At 41.9% G+C, this 16,159-nt stretch carries 12 protein-coding genes and 1 pseudogene; 5 read left to right on the top strand and 8 right to left on the bottom strand.

Annotated features, from left to right (window positions below; all coding sequences use genetic code 11):
* Positions 1 to 5: 5 nt before the first annotated feature.
* From IPJ71_18020 to IPJ71_18030, 3 genes are all read right to left on the bottom strand, one after another.
* Positions 6 to 1,007: a hypothetical protein gene (locus tag IPJ71_18020; GenBank protein MBK7845546.1), complete on the bottom strand. Its 1,002-nt coding sequence runs from the start codon at positions 1,005 to 1,007 to the stop codon at positions 6 to 8.
* On the bottom strand, positions 934 to 3,195 hold the full coding sequence (locus tag IPJ71_18025) for a hypothetical protein (protein MBK7845547.1): 2,262 nt from the start codon (positions 3,193 to 3,195) through the stop codon (positions 934 to 936). The genes IPJ71_18020 and IPJ71_18025 overlap by 74 nt, the downstream gene beginning before the upstream one ends.
* 95 nt (positions 3,196 to 3,290) lie before the next feature.
* Complete coding sequence (locus tag IPJ71_18030) at positions 3,291 to 5,591, bottom strand: hypothetical protein (GenBank protein MBK7845548.1); 2,301 nt, start codon at positions 5,589 to 5,591, stop codon at positions 3,291 to 3,293.
* 252 nt (positions 5,592 to 5,843) lie between these two features.
* Here IPJ71_18030 and IPJ71_18035 point away from each other — a divergent pair, with 252 nt between their 5' ends.
* The 3 genes from IPJ71_18035 to IPJ71_18045 all read left to right on the top strand — a co-directional run bounded on the left by IPJ71_18035 (position 5,844) and on the right by IPJ71_18045 (position 8,924).
* Entirely contained in the window at positions 5,844 to 6,968 is a 1,125-nt protein-coding gene (locus IPJ71_18035; GenBank protein MBK7845549.1) for a hypothetical protein, read from the top strand.
* A 53-nt stretch (positions 6,969 to 7,021) separates the two neighbouring features.
* Positions 7,022 to 8,104 carry a hypothetical protein gene (locus tag IPJ71_18040; protein MBK7845550.1) on the top strand — a complete coding sequence of 361 codons (1,083 nt, stop codon included), beginning with the start codon at positions 7,022 to 7,024 and terminating at the stop codon, positions 8,102 to 8,104.
* Positions 8,105 to 8,606: 502 nt separating this feature from the next.
* Positions 8,607 to 8,924, top strand: coding sequence for a hypothetical protein (locus tag IPJ71_18045; protein ID MBK7845551.1), 318 nt, complete (start codon positions 8,607 to 8,609; stop codon positions 8,922 to 8,924).
* Positions 8,925 to 9,162: 238 nt separating this feature from the next.
* Here IPJ71_18045 and IPJ71_18050 read toward each other — a convergent pair whose 3' ends face one another.
* From IPJ71_18050 to IPJ71_18060, 3 genes are all read right to left on the bottom strand, one after another.
* Positions 9,163 to 10,425, bottom strand: a complete 1,263-nt coding sequence (locus IPJ71_18050; protein MBK7845552.1) for a hypothetical protein — start codon at positions 10,423 to 10,425, stop codon at positions 9,163 to 9,165.
* A 218-nt stretch (positions 10,426 to 10,643) separates the two neighbouring features.
* A complete protein-coding gene (locus IPJ71_18055) occupies positions 10,644 to 11,273 on the bottom strand; it encodes a hypothetical protein (protein MBK7845553.1) in 630 nt (209 codons plus the stop codon).
* Positions 11,234 to 11,722 (bottom strand): hypothetical protein, encoded by a 489-nt coding sequence (locus IPJ71_18060; protein MBK7845554.1) that lies wholly within the window; start codon positions 11,720 to 11,722, stop codon positions 11,234 to 11,236. Before IPJ71_18060 ends, IPJ71_18055 begins: the two co-directional genes overlap by 40 nt.
* A gap of 937 nt (positions 11,723 to 12,659) precedes the next feature.
* On the opposite strand from IPJ71_18060, the gene IPJ71_18065 reads away from it, so the two are divergent.
* Both IPJ71_18065 and IPJ71_18070 read left to right on the top strand, forming a co-directional pair.
* Complete coding sequence (locus tag IPJ71_18065; protein ID MBK7845555.1) at positions 12,660 to 12,953, top strand: hypothetical protein; 294 nt, start codon at positions 12,660 to 12,662, stop codon at positions 12,951 to 12,953.
* A gap of 196 nt (positions 12,954 to 13,149) precedes the next feature.
* Positions 13,150 to 13,530, top strand: a complete 381-nt coding sequence (locus IPJ71_18070; protein ID MBK7845556.1) for a hypothetical protein — start codon at positions 13,150 to 13,152, stop codon at positions 13,528 to 13,530.
* A gap of 571 nt (positions 13,531 to 14,101) precedes the next feature.
* Here the strand turns inward: IPJ71_18070 and IPJ71_18075 are convergent.
* Both IPJ71_18075 and IPJ71_18080 read right to left on the bottom strand, forming a co-directional pair.
* Positions 14,102 to 14,368: pseudogene (locus tag IPJ71_18075) on the bottom strand (RNA pseudouridine synthase).
* A gap of 242 nt (positions 14,369 to 14,610) precedes the next feature.
* On the bottom strand, positions 14,611 to 15,114 hold the full coding sequence (locus IPJ71_18080) for a hypothetical protein (GenBank protein ID MBK7845557.1): 504 nt from the start codon (positions 15,112 to 15,114) through the stop codon (positions 14,611 to 14,613).
* Between the last annotated feature and the right edge of the window lie 1,045 nt (positions 15,115 to 16,159).

The raw sequence follows: 16,159 nt of genomic DNA on the forward strand, positions 1-16,159 counted from the left end.
AAAGTTCATGTCCCCGAAGGACAAATTTCATATAGTTGGCAAACCAATTGGCTTGCCAAAGGACCTTCGTTTTCGAGCGATTTGAAGTAGTCCGAAAAGTATTCCATTACGAATTTGTCCTTCATAGGTCTGTGGTCCTTGCCGAAATGGCCTTCATTTGCTTCAATTTTGGCTGCTCCAGGCCTAGCGCTAGGAAAGGTTCGGTCCATTATTGCAGGGAATGAGTGAGTGCCTCCGTAGACAAACATTCTCTCCGGATTTCCAATATAAAGAATGGAAGAGCCACTTTTGATATAAGATAGGTTTTTCTTATACCACTCTTTCGGAGTCCCTACAAACCGATAGAATGGGTCAATAGCTAGCCATCCTCCCATTCTATTCTTGGCGATAGTCACGATATGGTGACTCCAAGGTCTACCGAAGCTGGGATCGGCCGCAATTGCCCCCACATGGAATAATTTAAAGACGGCGTTCCTGTTTAGACCTCTCTTTCTCAATTGAAAATAGACATAGTCGGCGCGACCAAAGCAAAATCCATGTCTTCTCATCTTGATTGTTGGATCAATCGGATCATACTTATCTAGCATTTTTATTCCCACTACCGAATGAATATAGGCACTTTCCATAATCTCTAGAGCCGTATCCTTGGATATCCCTCCTGGGAGTTCTTTGGCGACTCTATCGAGAATCTCTAAGGCCAAATTGTTCCGAATTTCTAGAGCGTCTCTGTCAATTGTTGAAAAGAGAGATCCTCTAGTTTCGGCCCTTAGGGTATCGTCAATATTTTCTGAATAGGAAATCAGGTCGATCAAATTATCTTCAATGTACAATCGGGGAATTTTGAATCGGTGTAATTGCGTTTTCTGATTTCGCCTAATTTCAAGCTCCATCTCAGCATTGAATTTTTCGAGAGTGTTGGCAAGTGATTGTCCCTTAAGCCCAAGGATGCCGATTAAAATCACACCGAGAACTATCGAATTGAAACGGCCCATAAGTGAAATTTTCATATGGATGATCTTCCTGGATCGAGTGGCTGGAGGGACTTGGCATTTTCGATTGGAACGATGAGTTGAAATCCCGGCCATCGCGACTCTCGCCATGGAGACGTAAAAAACCGAGCTTCGAACCCACTCTAATTTCGGTCAGAGAGCTGGGACATGGAACTGCAATTGCTTTAGAAAATGGAGCTAACACCGAGGAATTGAGGAGTTTCCAGCCCTGTCTTCTGTTGAATCCTATAGCTTCGGCTAGTAGTACTTTGGTGATTTGTTCTCCACACCTAAACTCAACAAATGGAGAAATCCAGGCCGAAGTTCGCTGTGGATCAATCCAAAATGAAGGCTGAGACAGGGCCTCTCCAAGAATTGAAACAGTTAAAACTTCAGAATTTTCAAGTGAAGGGCTTAACTTTAATAGAAATCCAGCGTGGCAATATGAAACGTCAGGGCCTGTTTGGCCAGAGCAGGGAGAAGTTTTTGCGAGTAGTACATTTGGCTCAACAAGCACGATCGGGTCAACCAGGCTAAATGCATTTTTCAACTGATTTTCGAGTGGAGACCTTGAATATGGGTATCCTGTGTTGTGAAAACGAATGGGAGACGAATTTGGTACTCTCTCGCTAACGAGAATCACTTGCAGGCTTCCAAAATTCACAGGATTTCGCAATTCCAGATCTCCGTTTTCGATATTTTGTAGAAAGACATTTTCGAGTTTAGATTCCTTGAGTTCTTTGATCATATCGAGCTTACCAAGTGTACTTTCAGAAGGTTTTTTTCGTGGCATCAAAAAAATGGCGCTTTTAAAATTCAATTCTGAGTTCTGACAGGGTAACCCTCTTTCGCTCAGAAGTTGTTTGGAAATAAAACTATAAATATTAACAGAAAAAATCTTTTCTCTCATTTGCTCGGGTGTCCAACATGTTTGATCATGGACATATTGGAGGGCCGCTCTAAGATTAAAAAATGATGGCGCATAGAATCGTCGCTTCTCAACATATTTCGGCACATACAAATAGGTGAGTATTCCAGTCAAGAATAGAAAGAAAAAAATTGGTATCCCCCACTTAAGTAGTTGCATTCGGTTCGCTGAAAAGTGGCTCTTTAGAAATGAGCCAACCCAAATGGAGGATGCCATTTGGAGTGTGAGCATAAAGATAATGCCATATCGAAACTTCGAAAAAAGGCCAATCGAAAGGAAGATTGGAGCTGCCACAATTACTGAAAGGGCAAGTGTTACCAATAGAATTACGTTAACGCGGGTTTGAGTTCTTTGAATATTGACTAATTGAATTTGATTTCTGTATATCCATTTTAAGGAAATTAAAAGAAGGAGGGAGAACGGAATAAAGATCCACATGTTCAATCCCGCCTCAAAAAAAATTGAGATCACGCCGTGAAAGTTAAGATAAGATGTCCAAGATTCGATAATTTCATTAACTTGAAAGCTGATCCAGCTGGTCCCAGCGCTCTCGCTAGTTGTCGCGTGATACCTATCTTTCAGATCAGAAAGTCGAAAAACGACATAAGGAAGAAACCAAAACAAACTCAGAAATAAGGCCGTAGTAAAATTTCGATTTGAGATTTCTTTGAGGCCGAAGCGTCGGGTCGACAGATGCAGAAATAATAACAGGCCAACTAAAATCAAGCCGGTTAAATGTAGCTGAGCGCTCAATACTGAGAGAGAAAATGCAAACACCAAACTCCACAACGATCCAGAGAATGCAAATGTCTCGATAATGGCACAAAGAGCCACCAAAATAAACAAGATGGAAAAACTGGGATTCCAAAAATAACTGAGAACGATGAAATTAAATGGAGACCCAAAGTAATTCAATATCCACAGGATGCCTACGGTTGAACCAAACCGACGATGAAGAAAAAGCCAAACCACTGCCCCGCCAACGGAACCCATCGCGAGCATTCCGTACCAACAGGAGATCAAATCGCGATTTATAGCTAAAAAGCTTGAGAGAATCAAATAGTAGAGACTTCCGGGGAGAAATCCACCTCCAGTTAGTTCTGGACCATGCCATATCAAATGTTTATTCAGTAGCTGAAATGAACGTTCCAGATCCCGTTCCTGGTAGATATAAAGGGTGGCGAAATCTTTAGTCAAGTGAAAGAGAAAAGTGCCAACGGCACACAGGAAAAGGAAAATGAGGAGCTGGCTTGTCTCTTCCGAAATAATAGGCTTCATTTGAGTTCGTTCCCAAAGATACCCCAATTTTCTTGACGGATTTTTTATGATCACAACTACGCCCCAAAATCTTGCATGTTAGGTTCCAAGATATTTTAATCATTTTCGAGATCAACGAATCGACTATCACCATTAATCATCAACTGAGATTTTCCCTTTGTGATGAGAGTGTTAGCAATTTCAAACTTCAATCTTGTGGCGCCTGAGGGACAGGGATTTTGAAACCTAAACCTCATTGGAGCCATGAATGCATCATTTCTTGTAATAGATTCTGCGTTTCCGATTTTGCTGAGCAGTGGTATTTGGTACGTGCCTATTTTCCCACAGTAAATTTGCAATTTTGAGTTAACCCATTGGACGGACACGGGACCCAAGGAATTATTTCCAAGATTTAAGGGGGAACCAAGAAACTCAACAGTTCCATCCCTATTGCTTGAGAGATCAAGAATCACGCCGATTCGGCAAAAACCAGGACCTACGTTATCACAATGGCTCCAGATCAGTAAGTATCTATTTTTTGATAGCTGTACTATAGAATTGGCAGGCACTCCCGATTGAGAAACGTGGTCATTGTCAATGAGAAATTGATCCATATGATCTAATCGAATTGACCTTGCTCGGTTGTGAAAAGTCTGAACGCTGGCACCAGCGTTCAGCATGCGATAGGGAACTAGCACAATGCCAAAATTAAAAATCGGTTCATCCATTTCAATTTCACGCGAGAGGAGATCCCTCTTGAGCTCAAATGGCAGAGTCTGTTCCGCAATCCACTTGGAAATTTCAGCTTTGTTATCTTTAAACCCTGGTCGTTCCCTAAAAATGAAATATCCCGAAGGAACATGATTGGTCCTTAAAGCAGGGTCTAACGAGATTTGATCAGTAGATTTGCAAATTTCAGAAAAATCAACAGTCTCTTTAATTCTAATTGTTGCGAGTCTCTCCATGATATCATCTGATGTCCATCCAGTATTTTGCTTGATAGTCGTGCATGCCCATCGAATTGCCCGTGCCGTCGTATGCGCGTGGATCCTCCTCTCTGCAGTATGTGGTACAGGACTCTCCAGCTCTAAATAGGTGGAATGTTCAAGGCTGAAAGCGGACAATCCAAAAGCTGCAGCTACGCTGACCAGATAAATGACCCGGAGACCAGCTGTCTTGTTCGGGAGATGTCTTCGTGAAAAAAATAAGACCAGAACGGAGAGGATTCCAATCACAACAAGTATCATCATTTTGTTATCAATGAGAGAGGACTCTCCGTAGGCCAAGCTTATTAAAGCAATCCACCCAGCAAAAGCAGAGAACTCGCCACCATTTGAGGTTTCTTTGAAAAATGATTCAAAAAGGTTGGCGCACAAGCAACCAATAAAAATAATCATAAATAAATGCATGTGAAGGAGATATCGATTCATATACGGATAGGTACAAAAAACAGATCCAGTACCGATGAGAAAGGTGAGACAGAGAATGAGGAATCTTGTCTGCGTTTGAGGAACCAGATGTGTCTTATATTTTTTTTTGTTAAGCCATATACTAACGAAACCACCCATCGCCGTTGAAATACTGAACAGAAAAAAGAAGTTAGAGGTGCCAAAGGTCGTCCACGAGCCTCTTAGGAAATTGTATAAAAAGGCGGTCGTTGTTGGTGAAGGCACATAGAGGTTTGCGTGCCCTAGAAATCTCTCGTAAACTGTCGCAATAAAATTAATTTGAGAATTTTTAAGCGACCAAATCAAGAATGGTACCATTGGCATAATGAATAGGAGAATCCCTGTGGAAAAGGTGAGAGGCTTGAGGCGCGGCAGTCTGAGCAATGGCCCAACTGTCTGAATAAAAATTGCGAGAGCCATATGAAAGGAGATGCTAAAATGAATCTGGCAACCCAGGGAGCATACAAGACAAAATAGATACCAGTACGCTGAACGCCTGGAAGGCTTTCCATTGACCCAGACAAGAAATGCTAACAGCAGACAAAGGGCGCTGAACAACTGTTGATAGGAGGCATTCCAATCTGGAATAGAATTTCTCCTTACAGAAGTAGAATTTAGATAGAGTAGCCAAGACCAAATTCCTGCAAGGTCTCCCCAAAAATGTCTGGCGACATGCCAGATCACAAATCCGGCAACTGCGGCCAGTGTGAGTCGAATTAGGGTAAGGGTCCACCACCCGCCGCCAAGTTTTATAGGAATCGAAGCAAGAATATAGTAGAGGGGGCCGGGGATATAGCCGCCATAGGTAAATTCGGGTCCATGAAATATTGGGTTATTCCACCATTCCGCGGCTCTATGAATATCTCGTGCCTGATAAAATGTTGGAACAGTCATGTCTTGTAAGTTAAGAAAAAAAGCCAACGAAGTCAGAAGCACAAAAGCACCGTATAGGACGTAGATGTGGTCCATTTCTTTTAAAGAATTGTAAAACTCCATAAGTTGGGATTTGGGTAAACAGCTAGTTAGTTTGTATTTACGGCGAGTCATTCCGTATGTCCTTTGAATTTGTCGCTGGTGACTCAATCAAATCTCAGGCAATGTCATATATCAAACAAAATGTGGAGCATTGACTCGGTGATTTGAAGAAGGTGAAATCTAAATCTAAGTGATTTGACGGTTTGGGTTGATTGAGTTCTCATTTTCATGAAAGGAAGGATCAGTATGATCAACGTGGTAGCCTATGTACTATTTTGTTTGATAAGTGTACAGAGTGCCTTTGCATTAGATGGATTGTCTTCGACCCACGAGGAGGAATTTGGTCCTTGGGGGATGGCTTTTTTTGAGATCGTTAAGGGATTTGTTTCTCCTTTGCCAATGATCCTTGAGCAGAGAGGGCCAACTAGGGCTGGGTTTACCTTGCTAGCCACTGGAGTGGAGATTAGGGCTCATGAGGAAACCATTAGGATGATGAAGCATCTGCGTGATATTGACAAGTTTCCTATTCACGGCCTTTGGATCGAAAACCAACACATTAGGTTTTCCCCATCAGAAGTTCAGCCACTTGTTGCTCTAGCCAATGAGGCGGGGTTTCATACAATCGTGAGAATTCCTGATGAGTCCAGGGTATCTATTCAGGGATATCTAGGAATAGGAGCAAAGGGACTCGTTATTCCAATGACTGAATCTCCCAGGCAAATCAAAGAGTCATTTGACAATGTTTATTATAGCGGGTGGAGAGAAATTGGCCTTGAGCCCGACTCAAGTAATCTAAGGGCGAATTCGGCAGATGATTATGCTGGCGTTGACAGAGAAAAAATATTAGCCTTTATGATTGAGAGTGTAGCTGGAGTGGCACATATTGAATCCCTTGCGCGAGAAGCTGCCAAGCTAGCAAATCAATATGGAGTGGATAAGAGTCATATAGTTTTTTGGCTTGGGCCGTTTGACGCAAAGAAAAATCACCAAAGGCTAAAAAAAGCTTCCCCACAGGAGACAGAAAAGTGGTGGAAATCATCTGTACAAAAAATTTCAAAAGAAGCCTCACTCAATGGCATTTCAATGGGCGGTAATGTCTATACACTAGAGGAGGGAATTTCAATGGTGAGAGATCACCAGTTTCGAATATTTTCCATTTCTGGAGTTGGCGGATCTTTCGGAAACCCAAGAGTACCCTCCACCGGACGATTTTTTTTGAACTCCTCCGACGATCAACGTCGGTCGCTTTTGAAGAAGCCAGTCTTGGTTCAGGTTGAAAGGGAAAAAATATCTGCTAAGGTGACCAATCTCAATTCGATTCTTTCCGATTTTACAGGTGCGAATTTCACTTCTTCGATCAAGGATAGGTAAAGAGGAAGTTACAATTTTCTAAGGAGCGAATCATTTGAATCGCGATTTTAATTATGAAATATTTTTGGGCAACTCTTAATTTTTTGGCAGCCATTTTTGTCGTTTTAATCATCATAGAATTTGGATCTGCCTTTTGGTTTTTTGTGTCATCTCAAAACCAGGGGGGGAAAAAGGCAATAGGCCATCGGACTCCGTTGCTTGATATAAGCGACCAAAATCACATTTCCAGGTTTAGGAAATCTGAACTGCACCGGAAGCGAATGGAATATTTTGTTCCAGATCCAGTTTTGGGGATTCGTTTTCAGGCCAATGGAGAAGTCTTTGCCGTTGTTCCTGATGGTGAGGGCGAAGCCGTTTATTCTACAAATGGGATTTTGACTGATAAATATGGCCTGATCTCAAATTCAAGTGAGGTAAGTGAAAGAGAATACAATTTGGCCCAAATTATATCTGATCCCTCTATTTATCGAATAATTGTTTCTGGATCATCTTCGTCGGTCTGGGGAGCATCTGAAAATAGAAAAACGTGGCCGTCACATCTGAATCGGTTGCTAAATGAAGATACAAAATTACTAAAGAGTCTCGGCTATTCGAGGGTATTTGTTTTCAATACGGGAACTTTTTCCCACACAGTGGCTCAGGAAATATTGAGACTAGCTACGGAGACGAGCTATTGGCGGCCAAATATGGTGATTTCCTTTAACGGTCCTGCGCAATCTGAATTGGAGTACACGGGAAATGCATTTGATTTTTCAATTCACTGGGCCCTAAAGCGGATGATCTCTCGGTCAAGGATAGACAGCATTTTTATGCCACTGAATGTTCTTCCTTATACATCGATTTTTTTGACAAATCTGATTAGGGGTGTACAGGGTTATGCTCTCGGCTATCGCCAGCAAGGATATCCTATCAGATCTTACGATCAGCTTTATATGTCCAAAATTAGGCAAATGGAGGCTGTTTCAAATTCAGTCGGCGCTGAGTTTCTATGGATTCTAGCTCCAATTTTGGGAATTTGTCCTGAGGAAGATCTTTTACCAAATGAAGCTATCACACGGGAATTCTTTGAGAAAAGATTTGGAGGGTCGATTGGGAGAAATATTTATCGCAGTCAAAGGATGCCTACAAATCATTGAGGAGTGAAATTAGAAAGGACGATAGTACTGGAAGATTTGTTGATTTTACCTGCATATTTATAGGCCACAAATTGCAGGTCTACGCTGATCCAAGACATTTTACTGATGAGGGCCATAGAATTGTCGCGGAAAAGATATTTAAGATTATTAAGCAAAGGGTGAGCTCAAAACCCTGAAGTTAGGCGGCCTTTTTTCCTATTTTTTAGAGTTACATTTGACTTTATTTTCGTTCCAGAGATTGAGGAAAGTTCACATTCGGGTCTCATGACACGATCATTTTTAACCAGGATAATCGGAGCGATTTCGGAGATTAGCAGCATTTTCTCTCCGAGAGCTCGGCTATTTTTTTAGACCTTTCAATCTGTATTTGCGCAGATATCACCAACACTTCAAAGGAGGATTTACGGCAAACCTCCATTAAATAGGATTCTTCGATCATATTCATCCTGCCCGGGCGGACACCCGGATCAATGAAAATCACGAGCTGCCGCAATTGACAGAGATGAACTCTTGGCCAGATCCGATCGGCGCGGCGCAAGGGATCAGGGCTTCAAAGGTCAAAGCTCTTGTCGGTCCCGAGCCACATTATCGAGAGCTTTTGGGAGCCATCGCACTGACATCAGTGCGACAAACACAGGCTGGAGAGCTTGGGATTTTGGATTCAACGAGATTGATGTCCGCCACCACGGCTCAAGAGGCCGTCATCCCGTATCCGAACGAAGTGGGATTGATGAAACGCTTTACTGAATTGACGTTGGGAGCCTTGAGAAAGGTTGGCGGCAAGTTTTCAAATATATACCAAGGCAAAGAGAAAAAATAAAAGTCGGAAGGAAATTGTATCATACAGCGAAAGAGAGCTACATGGCATGATCGAGTCAGTTCTCTCCAAGTCCGAGCGCAATCTCCATTGCAAAGCCTCGTGGTTTGTGTCGGAGAAAATGTCGGAAGTAACCCACCGCGAGCGAGCCCAGCTATCCACAAAGCTTCACCTGAAAATACCAAATAGATGTGGACAACCGATGGGGATGTTACGAATCAAATCGCCGAATTCGCTCTATCTATTTTTTTACCGCTGCATTTGATTTTTTATTTGCTCCCAAAATCGAGGACAGACTACATTCAGACCTCTGTACCATCTTCTTTTTAACCAAGTTAATCAGCGTAGAATTAATTAACACAGGACTCTTTAGGGACGGAGAATAAGTATTTTTTCCTATTCGCATCCACTTTTCTTTGCTTAAAAGGACAATGTATGTATCTACCAAAGTCTGGCTTCCAAACTTTGGAATTATTTGCTTTCGCCAAGGCGTCACCATTAATGTGGCGTCGAAGGTATCTTTTGTTTGTTTGCCTTTTGAAACTTCCGAAACGTCAACTACGCCGTGAAAAAATCCTGGAGAAATTCCTTTTGAAAAATCTGGTGATCGATCAAATTTAAATCTGAATGTTCTCTCATCTGCCAGTAGATATCCGCCTGTTTTTTTATCTGCTAGTCCGAAATAAAACATCCAAAGGGATCCGGTCGAAACGGTCTCGCCGAGAACTGTAGTGATTTTGGATGTGACGTTCCCGTTTGTTTGATCCATGATCTCCAATTCCATGGCTGGCGTTGCTTCCTTTTCGCATAAGTATCTCAGCTTTGTACCAGCGTCGGGCGCTTGGAATGTGTGACTATTTGAAGTGGTGGTATCCCTGTCATTCTTAAATCCTTTGAGGATGCAATCCTCCTGTCCGCGAAACGAATTTTTGGGTCCGAAAGTTTGCTTTTTCAAATGTATCCGGTGGGTTTCAGAATAGCTCACTTTCAATTTAAGTTCCCCTCCCTTTCCATCAAAATTTTTGATGGTTGTTTCGATGGGAATTTCGAAGCCAACTCCAAGTGCCGAAATCGTTTTTTCCTTTGCCATTATCTTTACGGTGGTTTGTGCATCAAATGATAGTGGTGATAGTGGAGGGTCAGAAAATGCTAGAATTCCACTGTATTCTCCCGCTTTTAATGAGGCGACTTGTGCCAGATTGCCACTCTTGATGGAGCTTAATCTGGGTAGTTCAGCTGCCCTGCTGAGGGAAGGAATTCCAGCAATATATCCCCATTCCGAATATATTCCGATATCGGTATAATATTGGGGGTTTTCTGAGGCCCACTCCAAAAACATGGCCTCATCCTCGGTCGTGCGAAAAAAACTGAGAGCTAACTCTTTAGCAAGGCTGCCCTTGCAGGAGTAGACAGCAGAGGATCCGTTCGCAGGCAAACCTGGACCTGCGAGGACGTAATGAGAAAAAGATACCGAAATCAAGAAAGAAAATAAATATCGCGACATCTCAACGTTCCTTTTTGAGTGTTTTCATCAGAGCTGGCAATCATCCAATGGTATGGTAACTAGGATTGGAGTTGGATTACCAGAGCTTTTTAGTGGGAATGCAGCAAGTGAACATACGTCTAAAACCTGGACTGTTAACGCACTGAATTGTTTGGGCCGTTGCTCTGGCTTTCGATGCGGTCTCGGCGATTATCTGGCAGATCTAAGTGGGCTAAATTCTAGGTACCGCACATTTTTCTATTTGGATCCCCGAGGTCCCATTTAATATGCTTTTGACCCGATTTAAGTAAGATAAGTGGGATATGGTTCAGCATTCGGCCCTCGCGGTCCAAGCGCAAACGTCCAAAAAGACTATCAAACTCTGGGGAATTATTCGAAGTCAGAGGTCTCCAGTCCGAATTTAGGACCTGCAGACCAACTTCCAATGTTGAAAACAAATAGGCAGAATGAAAGTCTGGATCTAATTTTGTCGACCTCCTAAAATTCGCGGAGAAGGCACAGTTCCGATTGGATCTCTCATATGAGACATTTGGATGCCAGAACATGACTCTCGCGGTACTAGGCCAAATTGCCGTGGGGTCTGAAGGGCCGTAGGGAACAATTTTGAGAGCCGACATAAAGTGTTTCATTTTTTCCATGTTTTTCATCTTCTGACGAATCGGCGTCCAAATGACTATCCAATCCTTATTGGAAAAAAAATCCTGTCCGAGCTCAGAAAATCGCTGCAATTCACTAAGACTCACCCATTGGATAGGAAGGGCCCCTCCCAATTCGGAGGAAATCAATCGATCAAGGTCTGGCCGGGCTTCTAATAGATATTTTGGACTGAAGTCAAACAGGACCACCACTCTCTTCGGACTGGATTCGGTTGCCAGTAATCTCTTAAAGACCGTTCGGAGATAGTCCTAGACCTTGGAAAGACGGATACCGTGGGAAATTTCTTATCGAACTTGGGCGAGGCCGTCACGCAATTGAGGTAAAGAGAAGATTTTTTTCTACGAACGATGGCAACATCAGAAAAGTATTCTTCTAGGAGATCTGAGCTACATGGTCCAAGAGTCATCAATTCACTATTGATCTTGCTCTTAATTTGACTAAGAGATCCTACAATTTCCACTTCATTTTTTCGTATCTTTGACCAAAGTTCAAATGATGCGTTTACAAGAAGCTTCTTCTGCCTCGAGCCAATATCCTCAATCTTGTCAGAGACTTCCGTGGAAATTGCAGTTGGACAGTACAAGATGAGTTCTAAAAATAATGCCAACGAAAGGAGTTTGACTATTTGCAGCCATGCCATTAATAGCAGGTCCCCATATAAGTCGAACAATATTCATCGAGATTAAACTTCTATTTAAAATCAAAGACAATCCAAATTGATCGGGGTTGGTCATGCCTTGGTGGTTGTGCTGAGCAGTTACAGAAACCAATTAATTAAATTAAATAGGTTTCAATTTGCCTGACTTACCACTCCCTCTTCATTTGGGCACATAAAAAACGCCCTGCATCAGCTTCCGATTGTGGAATTATGCGACGAAGGCTAGATTCCTCCGGAAGTACGACTGTTTCAATTTGATACGAATGCGACATTGACTTGTGCTTGAGGGATTAATTGCCATTTGGCAGCCTGGGGATCCATCTCCAGCAGGCTTTTCCATTTTTCTGCTTATATAGAAGACAGAGGAGATGTATGATTTTTATAGATGAAGATTTCTCTAAATCGGGTCCTTGTATATTTGTCGGTGTCACTAACTATTTTAGGTGGAGTGATTTTTTTTCAATTTTGCAATGATGTGAAGTTGCACAAAATAGACAAGGCAAGCGTTCGCTCTCGAGGGATTGGTGAAATCTGTTTAAAAGGCCCATCCAATCTTGAGAATCCTCAGAAAATTATTTTTTTTGGATCAATCTGAACGTATGCAGGGAATTGAGCCGGCGATCGCAAATCCACTCACGAAAGCCAAAAAAATCGATGCGCTTCGTGAATTAATTGATTCTACAAGGGTGAAGATAACTTTTATATCAGTCTTGGCTTTGTAATGGATCGAACCGCAGGATTTTTAAGTCATACGGACGGTTTGAAGAAGGGGGAAGCTACAGTGTTGAATCAGGATGTAACACGCGCTTTGCGGGACTTTAAGCCGACTCCTCAGTGTTTGGGGGTCACCGGGGGAGTTTCAGGTCAAAGCTAACCAGGCGAATCTTTCTTCAATAAGGATCCAGATATCATTTCCTATATGGTGTCTCTTTTAAATGAAGCTCGAAATTTAGGAGGCTATTTAAGCGAAGTTTATTCCTATATTGAAGATGATCTTTCTAAATTGAATTATTTGGAAATGAGGTTCTTCAATCGAAAGAAGTATCGGATCCAGAGGTTTTTTGCGACAACCATGAATGCGGCAGTCTCTGATCTTGATGAAATCATTATGGCTGATTCGGACGGAGATGGCTTGGCAGACGAGGACGAATTAAATCCTCCATATGGAAGGCTTGCTACAAGTCCTCGTCATTTTACACCCAATTCTCGATAAAGTCTCAAGATTTAAAATCTCAATGCTCAGACAAGGGTTTTATTAATATGGATTTTGTCCGGGATCTTGCTTTTCAGGGGAGGCCTTAGCAGATACGGATAGTGATGGTGTTAGCAATTGTGATGAATCTTCAGAATACCACACGGAAAAAGCAAACCTTGAATCTGATGGCGATGGGATTTTTGATGGACTTGAAGTGAGAATTGGATCCAGCCCGTCAGAAAAGGATGAAACTGTTGATAACAATGGAGACGGGATCGATAACTATCACAAAGCACTCTCAAAAATCAGTTCCAAATTCAACAATAGGGGTGTCAAGCACAGATTTCTAACGAGAACTGAATTTAATTTCACAAGAGAATTGCAAAACATGAACTGTTATCATCTGTCAGTTAGCGATTTGTCTCTTTTCAACACGACCTCAGTTTTAGGGAATGATGCCACTACGAATACCTTAACCGAACTCAGGCATGACTCCGGTGGTAATGCCATTAAGTTTCTTATCTATATGGTTCCAGAAAACGAGCCGAATTCTACTCCAGAGATTCTAGTTTCGCGCAGGCCCGTCCAGTTATAATATCAAGAATTTGGAGAATACGTGTGAAACTTTACGTCTCTTTGGGAGAGGGATTTTAGACTTTATGAAAAATAGATTTTTTCTGAAGTTCGTCCGTCAACAAGTGGCACGAAGTTCTAAGAGCTTAGCCTTTAAGATTTGGTTGAGCATTGGCTCTGTCTGAGTCTTACCCTTCTTGTCTTTTACAATAATAAATCAGGTAGATTTGAAACTCGAAAAAGAATGGGTCGTCAAAAGATATACGCGCTTTCAGATGATAAAATTGTCGTCTGATTGATTTTTAGAAAACAAATTTATCAAAATCTGCGGGGGCAGGGCATTCAATTGTTTGCCCTTTTGTTTTAAGGAAAGAAACAATGTAAAAACATTCGTCTTGTTTGATACCGATCCTGAATCATGCGATTGTATTTTAAATCACCATACCGAGAATCCCCGATCAGGGGATGTTTAGCTAAGGCCGTGTGTTTTACGGATTTGATGTTGTCTCCCAGTAATCAGAACAAATTTTACAGAGAAAAATAACGATTAAATTTCAGAACTTGGAATTTAGTCTCACAGGAAACCCTATCCCTCACGATGCCCTCAAGTTCCTACGACCCTCAGCTTTGTCCGTGAGCGGGCTGTTCCAAACACCCTCGCAAACAGAGAGTTGGCCTCGGATAATACCAGTATAGATCTTTTCTACCCTTCTTCCTTGAAATTCATCAGCTAAATCTCTGGCGCAATCCTTGTTTAAGGCGATAAGCTGGATTCCACTTGTTTCTTTGTCGAGTCGGTGGACGGGAAATAGAGGAGAAATGTCCATTTCAGCTTCAATTGTTGACAATAAGTTGTCTGTGTCTTCATAATTATGGACAGATTTTCCAGCACTTTTGTTTTGGCAAGAAAATCATTATTTTTAAATAGAATCTGTACTTTGCTCATAAGGGCCAAAAAATGCCGCAAATATTTGAATTTGGCAACAAGGGCCGCATTTGACATTTGAGTCAAGAGAACGGCCATCTCATCTCATCTAACTCTATCGTTTTGCCAACATTATTAACAAGGAATTGGGCGAAAAGAATGTAACTAAGAAAAAAATTACTTGCAGTCCGGCACATCAAAGGACTTCTTAAATAACAGCTTCTTTGCAGCGGCGTTACCGACGTCGCCTAAGACAGATATTTCAAAGTGAAGAGACTGCTTGAAGGTCTTCTTTTCCCAGCGAATGCATTCGCCAAGCCCTTTATCAGATCCCAAATCCTCCAGATCGGTACAAACTTCCGTTTCATAGCTCAAAGGCAACCTGACGAGTCTTTTTCCATATCTGACGCATTCCAATTCCTGCACATTTTCTTTGGTTGCAGGATGAGTGACATATGATTCACAATAACTGATAGGTTCAATAGTTCGGATAAAATTATCTTTTTTGCACGCGTTCAGGAATCCGTGGCTATGGGCATAATCGCCAAATCTAGCGATAGGATCGTTGACTGTAACATTAATCGAACTAACGATTTCACTCCAGTCACTGCTCGGATTAATATAGTCAGCTTGCGCACCAGCGATTACAACGAAACTCATTAAGGTGATCAGCTTTTTCAAAATGCCTCCTCTTTGTTGGTAGTTGAAAGACTGACTCGCAGAGAACGTTCATTCATGGGACGCACTCGTTTGTCGAGTCAATCAGACGGTCAGTATTCCAATGAAGATATGAGGTCAAATAAAATTGAAGTATATAGATAGAAAGGTGGGATAAAGGATGAGTATTGAAATTATAATCCTTTCGTATCTGAATTGACGATGTAAAAAATGTATTTACAATATTTGATTAGACAGAAATTGGAATGGTAGGGATCTATCATGTTGATCAGTGAGACAGGCTTAGGCAAAGTCAGAGACTGTTTTCGTGAAATGTTCTATTTGGTATTTTTCGGTCACAATTTGAAATGAAATTGATATATTGTTTTACAATGAGAGCGCCGCAGTTGAGAGAAAGGGTTGGTTGAAAAATGATCAAGAGGTTCTCTGTTGGTTCGTCTTGTTTTGATGGTTTGGCTTGTTAGTTTGACATCGTGCCGATTCAATAAACCCGTCATCCCAGAAAATGTACTCATAGAATTTTCGAATCAGGACTTATATGTTGAAGGATCTGATCAAACTTCGATTTTAGCGGGCTCGAATTTTACGACCCGATTTCATGGGTCGGATTCGAGGTTAAAGGTCATCCAAAATCATAACATCGACGAGGCAGAGGCTGAGAGCCGTGCACGAGATCGCATTTACTTCGTAACCTCGCTCTACAAGACTCAAGTATCACCGTATCCGGACCGTCTATCGAATGTCATTTCTTGTGAGAGTCTTCCAGTGACCAAACTCGCGCGAGATTCCCGGAGGTTGGATTAAGCGCGTCCAATTGTGGGCTAATGAACGATATACATTTTGGAAGTTGCGAGAAAGGTCAGCAAACGCAATTAGCCTAGGTGATCATGGTTTATTGCAAGGAAAAGAGCCTATCTTGATCTGGAATACTTCGTGGGAGACAAGGATCATACCGACGCTAATTTGAGTCGGGCAAACGCCTTTGAGTCTTCCATAAAGTGTCGTTGATTGAATCTTGAGGGTTGCTCGCTTTCTTTTAGCCAAGAAT

Source organism: Bdellovibrionales bacterium (assembly GCA_016714165.1).
In the GTDB taxonomy this organism is placed as follows: domain Bacteria; phylum Bdellovibrionota; class Bdellovibrionia; order Bdellovibrionales; family UBA1609; genus JADJVA01.

Coding starts and splice junctions, on each gene's coding strand:
- IPJ71_18020 (MBK7845546.1), bottom strand. CDS start 1,007: ATGAAAATTTCACTTATGGGCCGTTTCAATTCGATAGTTCTCGGTGTG.
- IPJ71_18025 (MBK7845547.1), bottom strand. CDS start 3,195: ATGAAGCCTATTATTTCGGAAGAGACAAGCCAGCTCCTCATTTTCCTT.
- IPJ71_18030 (MBK7845548.1), bottom strand. CDS start 5,591: ATGGACCACATCTACGTCCTATACGGTGCTTTTGTGCTTCTGACTTCG.
- IPJ71_18035 (MBK7845549.1), top strand. CDS start 5,844: ATGATCAACGTGGTAGCCTATGTACTATTTTGTTTGATAAGTGTACAG.
- IPJ71_18040 (MBK7845550.1), top strand. CDS start 7,022: ATGAAATATTTTTGGGCAACTCTTAATTTTTTGGCAGCCATTTTTGTC.
- IPJ71_18045 (MBK7845551.1), top strand. CDS start 8,607: ATGAACTCTTGGCCAGATCCGATCGGCGCGGCGCAAGGGATCAGGGCT.
- IPJ71_18050 (MBK7845552.1), bottom strand. CDS start 10,425: ATGTCGCGATATTTATTTTCTTTCTTGATTTCGGTATCTTTTTCTCAT.
- IPJ71_18060 (MBK7845554.1), bottom strand. CDS start 11,722: ATGGCATGGCTGCAAATAGTCAAACTCCTTTCGTTGGCATTATTTTTA.
- IPJ71_18065 (MBK7845555.1), top strand. CDS start 12,660: ATGGTGTCTCTTTTAAATGAAGCTCGAAATTTAGGAGGCTATTTAAGC.